Annotated in this window: 11 protein-coding genes; 5 read left to right on the top strand and 6 right to left on the bottom strand. The window is 71.5% G+C overall.

Annotation, left to right across the window (positions count from 1 at the left end):
* Window positions 1-116: 116 nt before the first annotated feature.
* From DLJ58_RS25535 to mfd, 3 genes are all read right to left on the bottom strand, one after another.
* The gene (locus DLJ58_RS25535; RefSeq protein ID WP_124860009.1) at window positions 117-1,109 is read right to left on the bottom strand and encodes a nucleoside triphosphate pyrophosphohydrolase; all 993 of its coding nucleotides are present in this window, start codon (window positions 1,107-1,109) and stop codon (window positions 117-119) included.
* A 2-nt stretch (window positions 1,110-1,111) separates the two neighbouring features.
* Window positions 1,112-1,864, bottom strand: a complete 753-nt coding sequence (locus DLJ58_RS25530; protein WP_124860007.1) for a hypothetical protein — start codon at window positions 1,862-1,864, stop codon at window positions 1,112-1,114.
* Between the two features lie 144 nt (window positions 1,865-2,008).
* Window positions 2,009-5,698 (bottom strand): transcription-repair coupling factor, encoded by a 3,690-nt coding sequence (gene mfd, locus DLJ58_RS25525; protein ID WP_124860005.1) that lies wholly within the window; start codon window positions 5,696-5,698, stop codon window positions 2,009-2,011.
* 225 nt (window positions 5,699-5,923) lie between these two features.
* Here mfd and DLJ58_RS25520 point away from each other — a divergent pair, with 225 nt between their 5' ends.
* From DLJ58_RS25520 to ppc, 3 genes are all read left to right on the top strand, one after another.
* Window positions 5,924-6,919 (top strand): cyclase family protein, encoded by a 996-nt coding sequence (locus DLJ58_RS25520; protein ID WP_244219122.1) that lies wholly within the window; start codon window positions 5,924-5,926, stop codon window positions 6,917-6,919.
* A 136-nt stretch (window positions 6,920-7,055) separates the two neighbouring features.
* Window positions 7,056-8,108 carry a YhgE/Pip domain-containing protein gene (locus tag DLJ58_RS25515; protein WP_124860001.1) on the top strand — a complete coding sequence of 351 codons (1,053 nt, stop codon included), beginning with the start codon at window positions 7,056-7,058 and terminating at the stop codon, window positions 8,106-8,108.
* A 129-nt stretch (window positions 8,109-8,237) separates the two neighbouring features.
* Window positions 8,238-11,024 (top strand): phosphoenolpyruvate carboxylase, encoded by a 2,787-nt coding sequence (gene ppc, locus DLJ58_RS25510; RefSeq protein WP_124859999.1) that lies wholly within the window; start codon window positions 8,238-8,240, stop codon window positions 11,022-11,024.
* A 67-nt stretch (window positions 11,025-11,091) separates the two neighbouring features.
* Here the strand turns inward: ppc and DLJ58_RS25505 are convergent, their stop codons facing one another.
* Window positions 11,092-11,910: a hypothetical protein gene (locus tag DLJ58_RS25505; RefSeq protein ID WP_124859997.1), complete on the bottom strand. Its 819-nt coding sequence runs from the start codon at window positions 11,908-11,910 to the stop codon at window positions 11,092-11,094.
* 54 nt (window positions 11,911-11,964) lie between these two features.
* Between DLJ58_RS25505 and rmuC the strand changes: the two genes are divergently transcribed.
* Together rmuC and DLJ58_RS25495 are read left to right on the top strand one after the other, a co-directional pair.
* Entirely contained in the window at window positions 11,965-13,140 is a 1,176-nt protein-coding gene (rmuC, locus tag DLJ58_RS25500; protein ID WP_124859995.1) for a DNA recombination protein RmuC, read from the top strand.
* A gap of 138 nt (window positions 13,141-13,278) precedes the next feature.
* Window positions 13,279-16,575, top strand: a complete 3,297-nt coding sequence (locus DLJ58_RS25495) for a S8 family serine peptidase (RefSeq protein ID WP_124859993.1) — start codon at window positions 13,279-13,281, stop codon at window positions 16,573-16,575.
* A gap of 71 nt (window positions 16,576-16,646) precedes the next feature.
* Here the strand turns inward: DLJ58_RS25495 and DLJ58_RS25490 are convergent, their stop codons facing one another.
* Window positions 16,647-17,081 (bottom strand): hypothetical protein, encoded by a 435-nt coding sequence (locus DLJ58_RS25490; RefSeq protein WP_124859991.1) that lies wholly within the window; start codon window positions 17,079-17,081, stop codon window positions 16,647-16,649.
* Window positions 17,082-17,121: 40 nt separating this feature from the next.
* A complete protein-coding gene (locus DLJ58_RS25485; RefSeq protein ID WP_091397205.1) occupies window positions 17,122-18,108 on the bottom strand; it encodes a 4-hydroxy-3-methylbut-2-enyl diphosphate reductase in 987 nt (328 codons plus the stop codon).
* Window positions 18,109-18,121 lie beyond the last annotated feature (13 nt).

Raw genomic sequence — 18,121 nt, 5'->3', positions numbered from 1 at the left:
CCACCCTACCGACCGCCCCACCCCCCGCCGTCGGTTCCGCCCACCGCCTCTGCACCAGCGGGTTGATCAAGAGGTTTCCGTCAGGCTCGAGCCGAATCCTGACGGCAACCTCTTGATCACCGCGGGCTGGCGGGTGGGGGTGGGGGTTCGGCTTGGCGGATGGCTTCGGCGTGGGCCAGGATGGTGCGGCGGAGGGCTGCTTCGGGGTCGATGCCCGCCTCGCGGGCCGCTGCCACCCTTGCCAGCAGGTCGGCGCCCAGTCTTGCCTCGGGGTCGGCCTGGGTGTCGGCCGGCGGAGGCGGGACGTCGACGCCCCGGCGGGCGGCCCGGTCCAGGATCTGCGTTGCCAGGGCCAGCGCGGGCTGACTCAGGGCCACGCCGTCCAACACCGAGTGCCGTGCCTTCTCCGCGCGCTTGATCCGCTCCCAGTTCTCGGTGATCTCCTCCAGGGTGCCCGCCTCGGCACCGGCGAAGACGTGCGGATTACGCCGGATCATCTTGTCGACCAGACCACCGGCCACGTCGTCGATGGTCCACCGCTCGTCCTCGGGCAACTCCTCCGCGAGCCGCGCGTGCAGCACCACCTGCAACAACACGTCGCCCAACTCCTCGCGCAGCGCGTCGGTGTCGTCGGCGCTGATGGCGTCGTACGCCTCGTAGCTCTCCTCCAGCAGGTAACCGGCGAGGCTGCGGTGCGTCTGCGCCCGCTTCCACGGGTCGCCACCCGGAGAGGCCAGTCGATCCAGCACGGCCACCGCGTCAAGCAGCCGGGCACCCGGCGGATCCCACGAGCCGTACATCAACTCCATCTCGGCCAACCCCGGCTGCCGAGCCAGCCGCAGACCCAACTCCCGGGCCAGCGCCTCGTCACCCGCCGGACCGGCCAGCCACACCACCGTGCCGTGCGTCGCCACCGCGTCCAGCAACGGCTGCGTCGCCGGGCCGTCCACCACGGTGACCTCGGCGCCCGCCTGGCGCACGGCCGTGGTCAACTCGCTGTCCGCGCCGGTCAACACCGGGTGTTGGCGTACGACGTCCCAGGCCGCAGCCGTCAACAGGCCGGCGGGCAACCGGGGTGAGGTGACCAGAAGAACGATCCGTGCGGTCATGCTCAGCTGGCCGTGCCCTCGGCCTCCGGCGTCACGGTCGGCCCCTCCGGGGTGGATATGTCGGTGACCGCGTCGGAGCCCGGCTCACCCAACGGCACGCTCACCGCGGGTGCGTCATCGGCGAAGCTGAGCAGCGGGAATTCAAGCGGACGGTACCGAGGGCTGACGGTGACGTCGTAACGACCGACCGCCTCGGCCAGGATCCGCTTGGTCGCCAGCGCGCCGCGTAGCTGCTCGCCGTCGAGCTGCTGGGCGGCGTCCGCATCGGTCACCTCGGCGGGGATCTTGCCGGCCGCACGCCCGGCGGCGATCACGTCGGCGATCTCCTCCTTGGTCGGCTCGACCGGCTCGGCCGGCAACCCGGACAGGCAGGTGAAGAGCTTCGCCACCTCCCGCACGTGCCCGGTCTCCGGGTCGAGACCGAGCTGCTGGGCGGCCTGGTCGGCCGCCACCTGGCCGCGCGGCTGGTAGTTCTTCTCGGCGGAGAGCTTCTCGCACACCTTGGTCAGCACCATGGTCCGAACCACGTCGGCCACCTCGGGCAGGGCCGGTTGCGGCGCCGCGGGCTGCCCACTGGCGGCTGACTCCGGCGCCGGGTTCTTCGTCCGCAGGTCCTTCATCGCGGTGGAGACCTGAACGTCGGTGATGCGCTGGTCACCGATGTAAGCGGCGATACCAGGCTCAGCACGGCAACCGGAGAGGGCGACGAGGCCGAGCGCCACAGTGGCGACGGCGGCAAGACGGCGAGCACGCATAGCCGTCACTCTCTCACGCCGTCACCCGGGGTTGTGACACCCCCCACCTTCGCTCATCCCACGACCAGGGACGGCGGCGACGCGCTGACCGCCCCTGGTCGAGAGCACACCGCCGGCTCAGGCGCTTGCGGCCACGGTGACGGCTCAGGCGCTCGCGGCGACGGCGAGTGGGGCGGGAGCACCGAGCACATCGGAGAGCAGTTGCGCGCACCACTGGAGCAGCGCCTGATCACGCAGCGGCTCGCCACCGATCCGACGGGTGGTCGGTCGGGGCACGCTGACCTGGTCGGTGGCCTGCTTGTAGACGGCATCCGGGTGGTAGCGCTTGAGTCGCAACTGCTTCGAGTCCGGTAGGGGCAGCGGGCCGAACCGTACGTGCTTGCCCTGCATCGACACGTCGGTCAGGCCGTAGCGGCGGGCCAGCAGACGGAACCGGGCCACCTCCACCAGGTTCTGCACCGGGGCCGGCGGCTCGCCGTACCGGTCGGTCATCTCGGCGATCACCTCGCCCAGCCGCTCCTCGTCGCGCGCCTCGGCGAGCTTGCGGTACATCTCCAGGCGCAGCCGCTCCACGCTCACGTAGTCGTGTGGCAGGTGCGCGTCGACCGGCAGGTCGATCTTGACATCGGTCTCCTCCTCCGGCCGCTCACCCTTGAACGCGGAGACCGCCTCGCCGACCATCCGCACGTACAGGTCGAAGCCGACGCCCTCGATGTGCCCGGACTGCTCGCCACCGAGCAGGTTGCCGGCGCCCCGAATCTCCAGGTCCTTCATCGCCACGTACATGCCGGCGCCCAACTCGGTGTGCTGGGCGATGGTTGCCAACCGCTCGTGCGCGTGCTCGGTGAGCGGCTTCTCCGGCGGGTAGAGGAAGTAGGCGTACGCCCGCTCCCGGCCCCGACCGACCCGGCCCCGGATCTGGTGCAGCTGGGCCAGGCCGAGCAGGTCGGCCCGCTCCACGATCAGCGTGTTGGCGTTCGGGATGTCGATGCCCGACTCGACGATCGTGGTGCAGACCAGGACGTCGAACTCCTTCTCCCAGAAGCCGACCATGACCTTCTCCAGGGCGTCCTCGCCCATCTGGCCGTGCGCCACCGCGACCCGCGCCTCGGGCACCAGCTCCCGCAGCCGCCGTGCCGCCCGGTCGATCGACTCGACCCGGTTGTGCAGGTAGAAGACCTGCCCGTCGCGGAGCAGCTCACGGTGGATGGACGCGGCCACCTGCCGGTCGTCCTGCGCGCCGACGAAGGTGAGCACCGGGTGCCGCTCCTCCGGCGGGGTGGCGATGGTGGACATCTCCCGGATGCCGGTGATCGCCATCTCCAGGGTGCGCGGGATCGGGGTGGCCGACATGCTGAGCACGTCGACCGACGCACGCAGCGTCTTCAGGTGCTCCTTGTGCTCGACACCGAAGCGCTGCTCCTCGTCGACGATCACCAGACCGAGCTGCTTGAAGCGGGTCGCCGTCTGCAACAGCCGGTGCGTACCGATGACGATGTCGACGGTGCCGTCGGCGACCATCTCCAGCGTCCGCTCGGTCTCCTTCGCCGTCTGGAACCGGGACAGCTGCCGGATCTGGACCGGGAACTGGCTCATCCGCTCGGCGAACGTGTTGTAGTGCTGCTGAACCAGCAGGGTGGTCGGCACCAGCACCGCCACCTGCTTACCGTCCTGCACCGCCTTGAACGCCGCCCGGACCGCGATCTCGGTCTTGCCGTAGCCGACATCACCGCAGATCAGCCGGTCCATCGGAACGGTCTGCTCCATGTCCCGCTTGACCTCGTCGATCGCGGCGAGCTGGTCCGGCGTCTCCTGCCAGGGGAACGCGTCCTCCAGCTCGCGCTGCCACGGGGTGTCCGGGCCGAACGAGTGCCCCTTGGACGCCTTGCGGGCGGCGTAGAGCTGGATGAGCTGCGCGGCGATCTCCCGGACCGCCTTGCGGGCCCGGGCCTTGGACTTCTGCCAGTCCGAGCCGCCCATCTTGTGCAGGGTCGGCTGCTCGCCGCCCACGTAGCGGGAGAGCTGGTCGAGCTGGTCGGTCGGGACGAACAACCGGTCACCGGGCTGGCCCCGCTTGCTGGCCGCGTACTCGATGACGAGGTATTCCCGGCTGGCGCCGTTGACGGTGCGCTGCACCAGCTCGACGTAGCGGCCGATGCCGTGCTGCTCGTGCACCACGTGGTCGCCGGTCTTCAACTCCAGCGGGTCGATGGTGTTGCGCCGCCGGCTCGGCATCTTGCGCATGTCCCGCGTCGAGGTGCCCCGACCGCCGGTCACGTCGTTGCCGGTGAGCAGCACGAAACGGGACGCCTCGTCGACGAACCCGCTGTTCAGCGCACCACAGGTGACCACCAGCTCGCCGGGGACCGGCGCGGTCGGCACCTCCTCGGTCAACCGGGCACCCAGGCCGGCGTCGCGCAGCACCTCCACCGCCCGCTGGGCGGGGCCGTGCCCCTCGAAGACCAGCGCGATCGACCAACCCTCGCCGGCCCAGCGCTTGAGGTCCTCGACCACCCGCGAGGTCTCGCCGTGATAGAGCGGCGCCGGTTGGGCGGACAGGGTCACCGCGATGGCGTCGTCCGGAGTGACTGCGGCCTGCTCGGGCGCGTCCTCCCAGGGCTGCCGCGTCTCGGCGGTCTCCCCCTCGACCATAATTCGGCCTCCGCGCCGGGAGCCGGCACTCCGGACCGAATGAGGGTCGTCGACCAGACCGAACGGGGACAGCGTCCACCACGGCTGGCCGAGCCTGCCCGCGGCGGCGCGTACCTCGCCGAGGGTGCGGAAGGCGGCGGCGCCGACGTCCACCGGGGCCTGGCCGCCGACCGCTGCGGCGGCCCAGCTGGCCTGCAAGAACTCCTCCGAGGTACGCACCAGGTCGTGCGCCCGCGTGCGGATCCGTTCCGGGTCACAGAGCAGGACGTGGGTGCCGGCCGGCATGGCGTCCAGCAGCAGCTCCAGTGAGTCGGGGCCGACCAGCACCGGGGCCAGCGACTCCATCCCCTCCACCGGGATGCCCTCGGCCAGCTTGTCGAGGATCTCGGCCAGCTCGGGGTGCTGCTCGGCGAGCGCGGCGGCCCGGTCGCGGACCGCCGGGGTGAGCAGCAGCTCCCGACAGGGCGGTGCCCAGAGCAGCGGAACCTGCTCGATGGTCCGCTGGTCGGCGACGGCGAAGGTGCGAATCTCCTCCACCTCGTCGCCCCAGAACTCGACCCGCGACGGGTGCTCGTCGGTGGGCGGGAAGACGTCCAGGATGCCGCCGCGCACCGCGAACTCACCGCGCTTGGTGACCAGGTCGACCCGGGCGTACGCCATGTCGATCAGCCGGCGGGCGACCTCTTCCAGGTCGGCCTCCTCGCCGGCGGCGAGCTGCACCGGCTCCAGATCGCCGAGCCCTTTCAACTGAGGCTGCAGCAGCGAACGGACCGGGGCCACGACCACACGCAGTGGCCCGGTGCCGCCGTGCGCGTCGGTCGCCTCCGGGTGGGCCAGCCGGCGCAGCACGGCCAGCCGCCGGCCGACCGTGTCGGAGCGGGGGGACAGCCGCTCGTGCGGCAGCGTCTCCCAGGAGGGGAAGACCACGACCTGCTCGGCCGGCAGCAACCCGCCCAGCGCGGCGGCCAGGTCGTCGGCCTCCCGGGTGGTGGCGGTCACCGCCAGCACCGGTCGCCCGGCGCCGTCGTTGTCCGCGGCGACCGCCGCGACGGCGAACGGGCGCAGCGCCGCCGGGGCGGTGATGTCGAGGCCGTCGACCTGGGCGGCACCGGAGCGCGCCAGGTCACGCGCCCGGGTCAGCCCGGGGTCGGCCAGGGCGGCGGTGAACAGACCGGTGAGCAAGGGAAATCCTTCCCGGGGAGTCGACGCACACGACGGCGGCCCCTCGTCCAGTCGGACGGGGGGTGCACGACAGCAAGCCTATCCCCGTCCACCGACACACACCCCCTTCCGCCCAGGTCCGCGCCGCGCGCGCCGCGGGGCGCCGCGCACGGCGCCCCGCGCCAAGATCGTGCTCGAACCAGGATGTAGTGGCCTCAGCGGCGCACCGATGCCACTACATCCTGGATGTTGCGCGATCTTGCCTATCGGGCCCTGGCCGCCGCCAGGGAACTTGACCTCCGCCGGCGGGCGTGGTCGGGTTTCGGGATGGGTGAGCAGTGGCGGGCACAGTTCGACGCGGAGGTGAGCTTCGCCAACGGCGGTGGGCTGCGTACCGAGGGGTTCCGGCTGGACATTCCCGGTCGGGAGATCACCGACGACGACCTGGCGGCGTTGTTCGTCCGGCACCTCGGGCTGCTGATGGTCGCCGAGGTTCGGATCAGCGCGAAGACGATCATCGAGGAGCCGCACAAGGGCGGCCGGGGTGTCGCGGTCGACGGATCCGGCGCCGATCGTCGGCTGGTCGAGCTGAGCCACGTGATCAGCGACGGGATGACCACCCTGCCGGATTGGCCGGGCCCCCGGATCACCGAGTGGCTGACCTTCGCGGCATCCCGCGAGCGGTACGCACCGGGCACCGAGTTCCACGTGGCCCGAATCGACATGATCGCCAACACCGGCACGTACCTGGACACGCCCGCCCACCGTTGGGCCGGCCGGGACGACCTGACCGGGGTGTCGCTGGACCGTCTCGCCGATCTGCCCGGGGTGGTGGTCCGGGTGCCGGCCGGCATCCGCGCGGTGGACCGGCTGATGCTGGCCCCGTACGAGGTGGCCGGCCAGGCAGTGTTGCTGCACACCGGGTGGGACGCGCACTTCGGCACCGAGCGGTACGCCGCGCCGGACGCGCCGTACCTGACCGGGGACGCCGCCCAGGCGCTTGTCGACGCGGGGGCGGCCCTGGTCGGCATCGACTCGATCAACATCGACGACATGAGCCCGGCAGCCGTCGGCGTACGCCCCGCGCACAGCGCACTGCTCGCCGCCGGCATCCCGATCGTGGAGCACCTGACCGGCCTGGACGCGTTGCCGCCGAGCGGGTTTCGGTTCACCGCGGCACCGCCGATGGTGGCCGGCATGGGCACCTTCCCGGTCCGAGCCTTTGCCGTCGTCAACCCCTGACGCCACCCGCCTCTGACGCCACCCGCGCCGCCGTCGACGCACGGTTGGCGGCCGGGCCGGTCTCCGTGGCGATCAGTCAGCCGCCCGGCCACCCGTTCCGCCCGGCTGTCCACAAAACCGGCCATAGGCTGACAACGTGGACGGAGAATCGCACGGCACAGCTCGCGACTGGGCACCGCGCAGCATCGGACTGCTCCTCGGCACCCTCGTGCTGGCCACGGCGTTCATCGCGGCCTACGTCGGCGCGTTGCACCAACCCACACCCCGCGACGTGCCGATCGGCGTCGTCTCCGGCGACCAACGCGCCCGGTCGACGCTCGACGCCGTGCGCGGCCAGACCGACATCCTCAAACCCATCGAGTACGACGACCCGGCCGCCGCCGAGGACGGGCTGCTCAGCCGCGCGGTGTACGCCGTGCTCAGCACCGGAGGAGACAACGGCCTGCTCCTCACCGTGGCGAGCGCCTCCGGCCCCTCCGCCACCAGCGCGATCAAGGAGGTCCTCGGCACCGCCACCACACGCACCGGCACCCCGCTCCAGATCGTCGACGAGGTGCCGGTCACCCCGGCCGACCCGCGCGGGGTGGTGCCCTTCTACCTGAACGTCGGGTACGTGCTCGGCGGCTACCTGGGTTCGACCGTGCTCGGAATATCCGCCGGCACTACCCCCCGTACGGCGCGACGGGCCGGGCTGCGGATCGCCGCCCTGGCGGTCTACAGCGTGCTGCTCGGCATCGCCGGCGCGGTAGTGGTCGGGCCTGTCCTGGACATCTGGCACCACGACGCACCGACGATCGCCGCCATCGGCGCGTTGGCCGTCTTCGCCGCCGCCATGTTCGCCAGCGCCATCCAGGGCTGGCTCGGCGTCGCGGGTACCGCGCTGGTCATCCTGCTGCTGGTGGTGCTCGGCAACCCGGGCTCCGGCGGCATCTACGCACCCGAGTTCCTGCCCGGGGTGCTGCGCGGCATGCACCGCTGGAACATCCCCGGGCTCGCCAACGACCTGACCAAGGCCGCCGTGTACTTCGACTGGCGGTCGGCCGGCTGGCCGGCTGCCGCCCTCGGGATCTGGACGGTGCTCGGAGGGCTCGGGTTGGTCAGCGCGAGCCTGGTCCGAGGTCGCCGGGCCGCCGCCTCCGGCCCCGGGACCACCCGCCCCGGCCCCGCGCGGGACCACGACGGTGGTTGAGATCACCCCGGAAAACACCCTCCCGAGGGCAGTGGATCACCAGGGGGCCCTCCAGACATCCCCGGCACGCGGATACCATCCAGTAAGTCGGACAGCGCTGTCCTTCGTACCCACGTAAGGGAGCGCATCGTGACCGACCAGCACGACCACGACGGCCCGGACGCCGCACTGCGCGCCGACATTCGCCGACTCGGCACCCTGCTCGGCCAGACCCTGGCCCGCCAGGAGGGTCGCCCGCTTCTCGACCTCGTCGAGGAGATCCGCGCCCAGGTCCGCTCCGACGCCCCCGCGGCCGCCCAGCGTCTCGGCGGGCTCGACGTGACCACCGGCACCAAGCTGGCCCGCGCCTTCTCCACCTACTTCCACCTGGCCAACATCACCGAGCAGGTGCACCGGGCACGGGACCTGCGCCGCCGCCGCGCGGTGCAGGGCGGCTGGCTGGACCAGGCCGCCAAGATGATCGCCGAGCGCGGGGTGCCGGCCGAGGAGATCGCCAACGCGGCTCGCCGGCTGGCGGTGCGACCGGTCTTCACCGCGCACCCGACCGAGGCGGCCCGTCGCTCGATCCTGTCCAAGTTGCGGGCGATCGCCGACGAGTTGGACACCGAGACCGCCAACGCGATCCTCTACGGCGCCAGCGACGAGGGCCCGGCCAACCGCCGGCTGGCCGAGTTGTTGGACCTGATGTGGCAGACCGACGAGCTGCGGCTCGACCGGCCGGACCCGACCGACGAGGCCCGCAACGCCATCTACTACCTGCGCGACCTGTACGCCGAGGCCGCCCCGCAGGTGCTCGACGACCTGGCCGACACGTTGCGCACGCTCGGCGTGGAGACCTCACCGACGGCCCGGCCGCTGAGCTTCGGCACCTGGATCGGCGGCGACCGCGACGGCAACCCGTTCGTCACCCCGGCGGTCACCCGCGAGGTGCTGACCATCCAGCACGAGCACGGCATCGCGGCCACCGAGAAGGCGATGGACCACCTGATCAACGAGGTCTCGGTGTCCCGCCGACTGCGCGGGGTGTCCCTGGACCTCTCCGCCAGCCTCGCCGCCGACCTGGACGCGCTGCCCGAGGTGGCGCAGCGCTTCCGCCGGGTCAACGCGGAGGAGCCGTACCGGCTCAAGGCACGCTGCGTGAAGGCGAAGCTCGCCAACACCCGGCTGAGGTTGCGCCAGGGCACCGCGCACGTACCGGGCCGGGACTACCGGGGCTCCGCCGAACTGATCGCCGACCTGGACCTGCTGCGCGCCTCACTGGCTCGCAACTCCGGGCAGCTCACCGCGGTCGGCCGGCTGGCCTCCACCATCCGTACGGTCTCCGCGTTCGGCCTGCACCTGGCCACCATGGACGTCCGGGAGCACGCCGAGGCGCACCACGCGGTGCTCGCGCAGCTCTACGAGGCGGTCGGCGAGGTCTCCGACTACCCGGCGCTCACCCGGCTGGAACGCACCAAGCTGCTCGCCGACGAGCTGACCGGTCGTCGCCCGCTGTCGACGGTGGACACGTCGCTGTCCGAGCCAGCCCGCAAGACGTTCGACGTGTTCGGGACCATCCGGGAGGCACAGGACCGGTTCGGCGCCGAGGTGATCGAGTCGTACATCATCTCGATGACCCTGGGTGTCGACGACGTGCTGGCCGCCGTGGTGCTGGCCCGCGAGGCCGGCCTGGTGGACGTGCACAGCGGGCGGGCCCGGATCGGGTTCGTGCCACTCCTGGAGACCCCGGCCGAGCTGAACTCCGGCGGCGAGCTCCTCGACGAGCTGCTGTCGCTGCCCGCGTACCGGGCGCTGGTGACGGCGCGGGGTGACGTGCAGGAGGTCATGCTCGGCTACTCCGACTCGAACAAGGAAGCCGGGATCACCACCAGCCAGTGGTCGATCCACCGGGCGCAGCGCGCGCTGCGCGACGTGGCCGCCCGGCACGGTGTGCACCTGCGGCTGTTCCACGGCCGGGGCGGCACGGTCGGGCGCGGCGGCGGGCCGACGCACGAGGCGATCCTGGCGCAGCCGTACGGCACGATGGACGGCGCGATCAAGGTGACCGAGCAGGGCGAGGTGATCTCCGACAAGTACACCCTGCCCTCGCTGGCCAGGGAGAACCTGGAGCTCACCCTCGCCGCGGTGCTCCAGGCGACCCTGCTGCACACCGCACCCCGGCAGCCGGCCGAGATGTTGGAGCGCTGGGACGCGACGATGGACGTGGTCTCCGAGTCGGCGTTCCGGTCCTACCGGTCGCTGGTGGAGGATCCGGACCTGCCCGCGTACTTCTGGGCGTCCACCCCCACCGAGCTGCTCGGCGCCCTGAACATCGGCTCCCGGCCGGCGAAGCGCCCGAACACCGGTGCCGGGCTGTCCGGGCTGCGGGCCATCCCGTGGGTGTTCGGTTGGACGCAGACCCGGCAGATCGTGCCGGGCTGGTTCGGCGTCGGCTCCGGGCTGGCCGCCGCCCGCGAGGCGGGGTTGGCGGACGTGCTGGCCGAGATGCACCGCAACTGGCACTTCTTCCGCACGTTCCTGTCGAACGTCGAGATGATGCTGACCAAGACCGACCTGAGCATCGCTCGCCGGTACGTCGAGACGCTGGTGCCGAAAAAGCTGCACCCGATCTTCGAGCAGATCGAGCAGGAGTACGAGCTGACCAAGCGGGAGGTGCTGGCGATCACCGCCGCACCGGCCCTGCTGGAGAACTCGCCGGTGCTCCAGCGCACCCTGGCCGTCCGCGACACCTACCTGGAGCCGCTGCACCATCTTCAGGTGGCGCTGCTGCGGCAGTACCGGGAGTCGGGCGCCGCCGGACGGGCGATCGCCACCGCCCCGGGCGGCCGACGCGCACCGAGCGACGGCACCGCCCTGGAACGCGCGCTGCTCACCACCGTGAACGGCATCGCCGCCGGGATGCGCAACACCGGCTGATCAACAGGTACGGAAACGGGCCCCGGTCACAGCGACCGGGGCCCGTTTCCGTAGCTCTGAACGACGATCAGAAGTCGCCGCCGCCGAAGTCCCCACCACCGAAGTCGCCGCCGCCGAAGCCGCCACCACCGAAGTCCCCACCGGCGTAGTCGCCGCCGCCGAAGTCCCCACCCTGGTCGCCGCCGCCGAAGTCGCCGCCCTGGTCGCCGCCGTCGCCGCCCTGATCGACACCGTCACCGAAGCCCTCCTGATAGCCGGCGTCGTAGCCGTACCCCGGGTCGGCGAAGGCGGGAGAGAAGAGCGCGTCGGCGATCAGGATGCCGCCGAGGACACCAGCGCCGGCACCCAACGCCGTCTTCCACCAGGGGGTCGAATACCAGCCGGCGGGCACCGGGCGACCCTGATAACGCCCGCCGGGGTAGTAGTAGGGCGTTTCCCGGCCGGGTTGCGGCCCGGCCCGGAAGGTCTGCCCCTGCACATCGACCTCGCGCTCCTTGGTGAGCTGCCCGACGCCGCGGGCGGCGGCCAGGGTCGGCACCTCGGGGCCCGGATCGATGCCCAGCGCCGTACGCGCCGCCCGGATGTACGCCAAACCCTCCAGCGCGGTCTCCCGGGCCAGCCCGAACTGGTGCGGCGTGGACGCCTGTTCCAGCTGGGAGCCCGCCGCGTTGTACCGCTCACCGGCGTCGGCCAGCGCCTGGCGTACCGCTGGGTCGTCGCCGTGCAGGTTCATCAACTGGCCGCCGAGGCGCTCGTACCACCGCTGCGCCTCCGCGCGGGCGTCCCCGAGCTCGGTGCGCCGACGAGCACCGGCCTGAGCGCGGACGAGCGCGGCGGCGCCCAGCGCGCCGACCAGGACAACGGCGAGGCAGAGCACAAGTTCCATGTCATCGAACGTACCCCCGGGTCGCACGTCGTATCCGTCTGGCAAGCTCCGGTGATGGACGTCTCGACCCTGCTCCTGGTGATCGTGTGCCTCGGCGCCGGCGGGGCGGTGGGCTGGCTCGCGGCCCGGTCCCGGTCGGCCGCCGACATCGCCCGCCTTGATGCCACCCTGGCCGCCACCCGGGAGGGCGAGGGTCGGCTGGAGCAGTCCATGCGGGCGTTGAGCTACGAGGCCACCGCGCAGTCCCAGGAGGCGGTGGCCCGGGCGGTCGCGCCGCTGCACGACACCCTGCGCCGCTACGAGCAGCGGGTGGCCGAGCTGGAGCACGACCGCGTCGACGCGTACGCCGAGCTGCGTGAGCAGGTCCGCTCGATGACCGCGGTCTCCGGTGAGCTGCGCACCGAGACCAAGCAGTTGGTGGCGGCGCTGCGCGCACCGCAGGTGCGGGGCCGCTGGGGCGAGCACCAGCTGCGCCGGATCGTCGAGGCTGCCGGCATGCTGGAGCACTGCGACTTCTCCGAGCAGGTCACCGCCGCCACGGACCAGCAGGTCGTCCGACCGGATCTGGTGGTCCGCCTGCACGGCGGTCGCTCGGTGGTGGTGGACGCCAAGGCCCCGTTCGACGCGTACCTGACAGCCATGGAGGCCCGCGACGAGCGCGGCCGGGACACCCACCTCGACGCGCACGCGCGGCACCTGCGGGGGCACGTCGACGCCCTGGCCGCCAAGTCGTACTGGTCGGCTTTCGACAACTCACCCGAGTTCGTGGTGCTGTTCGTCCCCGCCGATCCGTTCCTCGACGTCGCGCTCCAGCGGGACCCGACGCTGCTGGAGCACGCCTTCACCCGCAACGTGGTGCTCGCCACGCCGGCCACGCTGGTCGCGCTTCTCCGCACGGTGGCCTACTCCTGGCGGCAGGAGGCACTGGCCCGCAACGCGCTCGCCGTGCACACCCTCGCCCGGGAGCTGTACGGCCGGCTCTCCACCCTCGGCGACCACGTGGGCAAGCTCGGGTCCTCGTTGGCCGGTGCGGTGACCGCCTACAACCGGGCGGTCGGCTCACTGGAGGCCCGGGTGCTGGTCAGCGCCCGCAAGCTCGCCGAGTTGGGCGTCTCGGACGACGAGTTGGCCACCCCGGCCCAGGTCGAGTTGGCGCCCCGGCAACCGCAGGCCCCCGAGCTGGCCGATCCGGCCGGCGACGAGGTCTCGAACCGCTCACCGATCATGTGACAGTGGGTATGCCGGCATGTCACGAAGTGGTCACAAGGGACTGACCAGTAGTGACAGTGCTCGTCGATACCACGAAAGATTCTGCTCACCCGAGCGCCCTTCTCTGAGGGCGCCTTGTTCTCTGGAGGTAAAGAGAACGTGAGCAGACTTCGAAACCTGAGCCGGCGCACCTCAGCCGCGCTCTTCGCGTCGGTCCTGGCGGCGAGCGCCATGACGACGATCGGTGGTGCCGCCACCGCGACCGCCGCTCCCGCCACCACACCGGACCCTTCCTCGGCCACCGCCGCCGAGACGCTGGGCGCCCACGACGCCAAACTGCTCAGCGAGGCCCGCGCCAAGAAGGCTCCGACCGTCACCCTGATCGTCGCCACCGAGAAGGGTGAGGCAGGGGACGTCGCGGACAGCCTCACCAAGCTCGGCGGCACGGTCAGCCAGCGGCAGGACCGGGTCGGCTTCGTGTTGGCCAAGGTCCCGACCGACCGGGTCCTCAAGGCGGCACGGCTGCCCGGCGTCTCGGCCGTCGACCTGGACGAGGTCATCCAACTGCCGGACCCTGCCCCGGAGAACACCCCCACCGGCACCGCAGGCGCACGGCAGGCCACCGTCGGGGCGCCGGGAGAGACCACCCCGGCCGACAACCCCTACATGCCGACGAACGAGACCGGCGCGGTGGCGTTCACCGCGGCCCACCCCGAGTGGGACGGCCGAGGCGTCACGATCGGCATCATGGACTCCGGTGTGGACCTTGCCCACCCGGCGTTGCAGCAGACCACCACCGGCGAGCGCAAGATCGTCGACTGGGTCACCGCGACCGATCCGCTGGAGGACGGCTCGTGGCGGCGGATGCAGGCCGAGGTCGCCGGCCCGTCGTTCACCATCGCTGGCGGCACCTGGACCGCGCCGGCCGGCGCGTACCGGTTCAACCTGTTCAGCGAGTCGGTCACCACCGCGAGCGACGCCCGCGGTGACGTCAACCGCGACGGCGACACGACCGACACCTGGGGTGTGCTCTTCCACCCGGCCACCAACAACATCCGGGTGGACGCCAACCAGAACCTCAACTTCACCGACGACCCGATCATGCGGCCGTACAAGGAGAAGTACGACATCGGCTACTTCGGTACCGACAACCCGGCGACCCCGGTCGCCGAGCGGCAGCCCTTCGTCGTCGAGTTCCGCAAGAACGTGAACACCACGCCGATCGGGCTGCCGGGCACCTACGACTACGTCAACATCGGCATCGTCGAGAGCACCCACGGCACCCACGTCGCCGGCATCACCGCCGCCAACGACATGCTCGGCAACGGGGCCTTCGACGGCGCCGCGCCCGGCGCGAAGCTGGTCTCCGCCCGCGCCTGCTCCTGGGGCGGCGGCTGTACCGCGGCGGCCCTCACCACCGGCATGATCGACCTGGTGGCCAACCGTGGCGTCGACATCGTCAACATGTCGATCGGTGGCCTTCCGGGCCTGAACGACGGCAACAACGCGCGGACCAATCTCTACAACGAACTGATCGAGACGTACGGCGTGCAGTTGGTCATCTCGGCCGGCAACTCCGGCCCGGGTCTCAACACCGTCGGCGACCCGTCGGTGGCCAGCAACGTGATCAGCGTTGCCGCCAACATCAGCAAGGACACCTGGCTGGCCAACTACGGCTCGGTCGTCAAGAAGAAGAACGCCCTGTTCAACTTCTCCTCCCGTGGCCCGCGCGAGGACGGCGGCTTCAAGCCGAACATCGCCGCCCCCGGCTCGGCCATCTCCACCGCACCGACCTGGCAGCTCGGCGCCCCGGTCCCCGAGGCCGGATACGCGCTGCCCCCGGGCTACGCGATGCTCAACGGCACCTCGATGGCGTCTCCGCAGACCGCCGGCGCCGGCGCGTTGCTGCTGTCGGCCGCCAAGGCCACCGACCGGGGCGTCAGCCCGGCGGCACTGCGGCGGGCCCTGTTCAGCTCCGCCAAGCCGATCGCGGACGTGCCGACGTACGCGCAGGGCTACGGCATGGTCAACGTTCCGGGCGCCTGGCAGCTGCTGCGCCAGGGCGTCGAAACCCGGTCGTACGTCTCCGACGCGCCGGTCTGCAGCCCGCTGGCGGAGCAGCTGACCATCTGGAACGGTGTGAAGTTCGTGCCGAACCCGGGTCGGGGCACCGGCGTCTACAACCGCTGCACCTCGGCCGAGGGCGGCCACAAGATCGGCCAGAGCAAGACGTACCCGGTCAAGCTCACCCGCACCAGCGGCCCGGCCGGCACCATCAAGCACAACATCACGCTCCAGGGCAACGACGGCACCTTCAAGGCGCCGAAGACCGTCGCGTTGCCGCTCAACAAGGCCGTCACCGTCAGCGTCACCGCCAAGCCAGCCACCGAGGGTGCGCACGGCGCGATCGTGCGGATCGACGACCCGGCCACCAACGTTGTCGACTTCGAGGTGTCCACCGTGGTGGTGGCCTCGAACGACGTGAAGAAGCCCAACTTCTCGTACGCCAACGAGGGCTCGGTCGACCGCAACGGCTTCACGTCGTACTTCGTCACGGTGCCGGAGGGCGCCAAGGCCCTCCAGGTGAACCTCTCCGGGATCGCGACCGGTTCGCAGACCCGGTTCATCGCGATCAACCCGCTGGGTGTGCCGGTGGAGAGCACCGCGAGCACCGCCTGCTACACCAACTTCTCCGACGTCAACGTCTGCAAGCCGCAGGAGCGTGACTACCAGAACCCGCTTCCCGGGGTCTGGGAGATCGAGGTGGAGTCGCGGCGCACGTCCCCGGCGCTGAACAACCCGTTCAAGCTCCAGGCGCGGGTGCAGGGCCTGACGGTCGAGCCGGCGCTGGTCGAGCTGCCCAGTGTCGAGGCCGGCGAGCCGACCCCGGTGAGCTGGAAGGTCACCAACGCCTTCGGTCCGGTCTCGGTCAGCGGCCGCAGTGGCGCGCTGACCGGTGTGCGGACCGAGCGTCCGACCATCACCGAGGGCGGTCCCAACCAGGAGTGGACCGTCGAGATCCCGGCGGGTACGTCGACGTTCACCGCCCGGATCGGCAACCCCGCCAACGCGGGAGCCGACCTGGACCTGTTCGTCTACCGGGGCACCACCGAGGTCGGCCGGGCCGCGGACGGTGACTCGGAGGAGGCGGTCACGCTGACCAACCCGGCCGCCGGCACCTACCGCGTCGTGGTGGAGCCGTACGGGGTTGACGGGCCGGGGACCAGCACCGCCTACGACTACTACGACGCGTTCGCGTCCGCGTCGCTGGGCACGATCACCGCCCCGGCCACCGCGGTGCCGCTGATGCACGGCGAGTCGGCCACCATCACCGGCACGGTGACCGCGGTGGCCGTTCCGGCCGACGGGCGTCAGCTCTCCGGTGAGCTGGCGATCGTCACCAGCGAGGGTGCGATCGTGGGTCGCGGCAACGTGTCCATCGGTGCCGTGAACTGATCCGCTCGTGACACCGGCGGGAGCCCGTCCCCACGTTCGGGGGCGGGCTCCCGTGTGTCAGGGGTGAGTGGTCAGGATCGGTGGGCGGCCGTGACGACGAACGGGGTGCCCTGCTGGCAGGTGGTCATCATGCCGGGCTCCACCCGGCCGGTGACCTCGACCCGCGCGCCCGGCATCAGCACGTCACGGGGGCCGCCGAGCAGCAGGTAACCGTCGAGCAGTACGCACCCGGGCTCCACGCCGCTCTGCAGGGTGCCGCTCAGGGTGGTGGCTCCGACGCCCGGCGGCGTGCTCGGGCCGCCCGGCTTCGGGGTCTTCACGCCGGGCGGCACGGTCGGGGTGCCGGTCGCCGGCGAGGGCGTCGGGTCGGGCGTGGGCTGGCTGGTCACCGGCTGCGCTCCCGTCGGTGTCGGGGTGGGTGTGCCGCCCCCGACACCCTGGCCGCCGCAGGCGCTCAGCGCCACGCAGACGGCCAGCGCGGGGACGGCGAGCCGAAGAGTCCTCATGCCGAATCTGACGTACGCCGACCCGAGTTCGTTCCCTGCTTCAGCCGCGCGCCGCAGCGGCCTTCATGTCCCGCCTCAGCTCCTGCGGAAGCGAGAAGGTGAGCCGCTCGTTGGCGGTGGTGATCTCCTCGACGTCGGCGAAGCCGCGGGCGGCGAGGTGGACCAGCACCTCCTGGACCAGGTCGTCCGGGACGCTCGCACCCGAGGTCAGACCGACCGTGGTGGCCCCCTCCAGCCAGGCGTCGTCGATCTCGTGCGCGAAGTCGACCAGGTGACCGGCGCGGGCACCGGCGTCCAGGGCGACCTCTACCAGGCGGACCGAGTTGGAGGAGTTCGTCGAGCCGACCACGATCACCACGTCACAGTCGGCGGCGATCTCCTTGACCACGTGCTGCCGGTTGGAGGTGGCGTAGCAGATGTCGTCGCTGGGCGGGGACTGCAACAGCGGCAGCCGCTGCTTGAGGCGGGCCACCGTCTCCAGCGTCTCGTCGACCGAGAGCGTGGTCTGGGAGAGCCAGACCACCTTCTCCGGATCACGTACGGTGATCTTGTCGGCGCCGTCCGGGCCGTCCACAAGCTGGATGTGCGCGGGGGCCTCACCGGCGGTGCCGATGACCTCTTCGTGCCCCTCGTGGCCGATGAGCAGGATGTCGTAGTCCTCGGCCGCGAAGCGCCGCGCCTCGTGGTGCACCTTGGTGACCAGCGGACAGGTCGCGTCGATCGCCTTGAGCGACCGTGCCTTGGCCTGCTCGTGGACCTCCGGCGCCACCCCGTGCGCAGAGAAGACGACGGTGGCGCCCTCCGGCACCTCCTCGTTCTCCTCCACGAAGATCGCACCTTGGGCTTCCAGGGTCTGCACCACGTGCTTGTTGTGCACGATCTGCTTGCGCACGTAGATCGGGGCGCCGTAGAGCTTCAGCGCCTCCTCCACGGTCTGCACCGCGCGGTCGACACCCGCGCAGTAGCCGCGGGGCTTGGCCAGGAGCACGCGCTTGCCGGTCCGGTGAGTCGCCTGAGCCTCAGTCACCACCCCATCGTAC

It is taken from the genome of Micromonospora arida (genome assembly GCF_003857035.1).
Classification (GTDB): domain Bacteria; phylum Actinomycetota; class Actinomycetes; order Mycobacteriales; family Micromonosporaceae; genus Micromonospora; species Micromonospora arida.
This window is presented reverse-complemented; position numbering and strand designations above follow the sequence as displayed.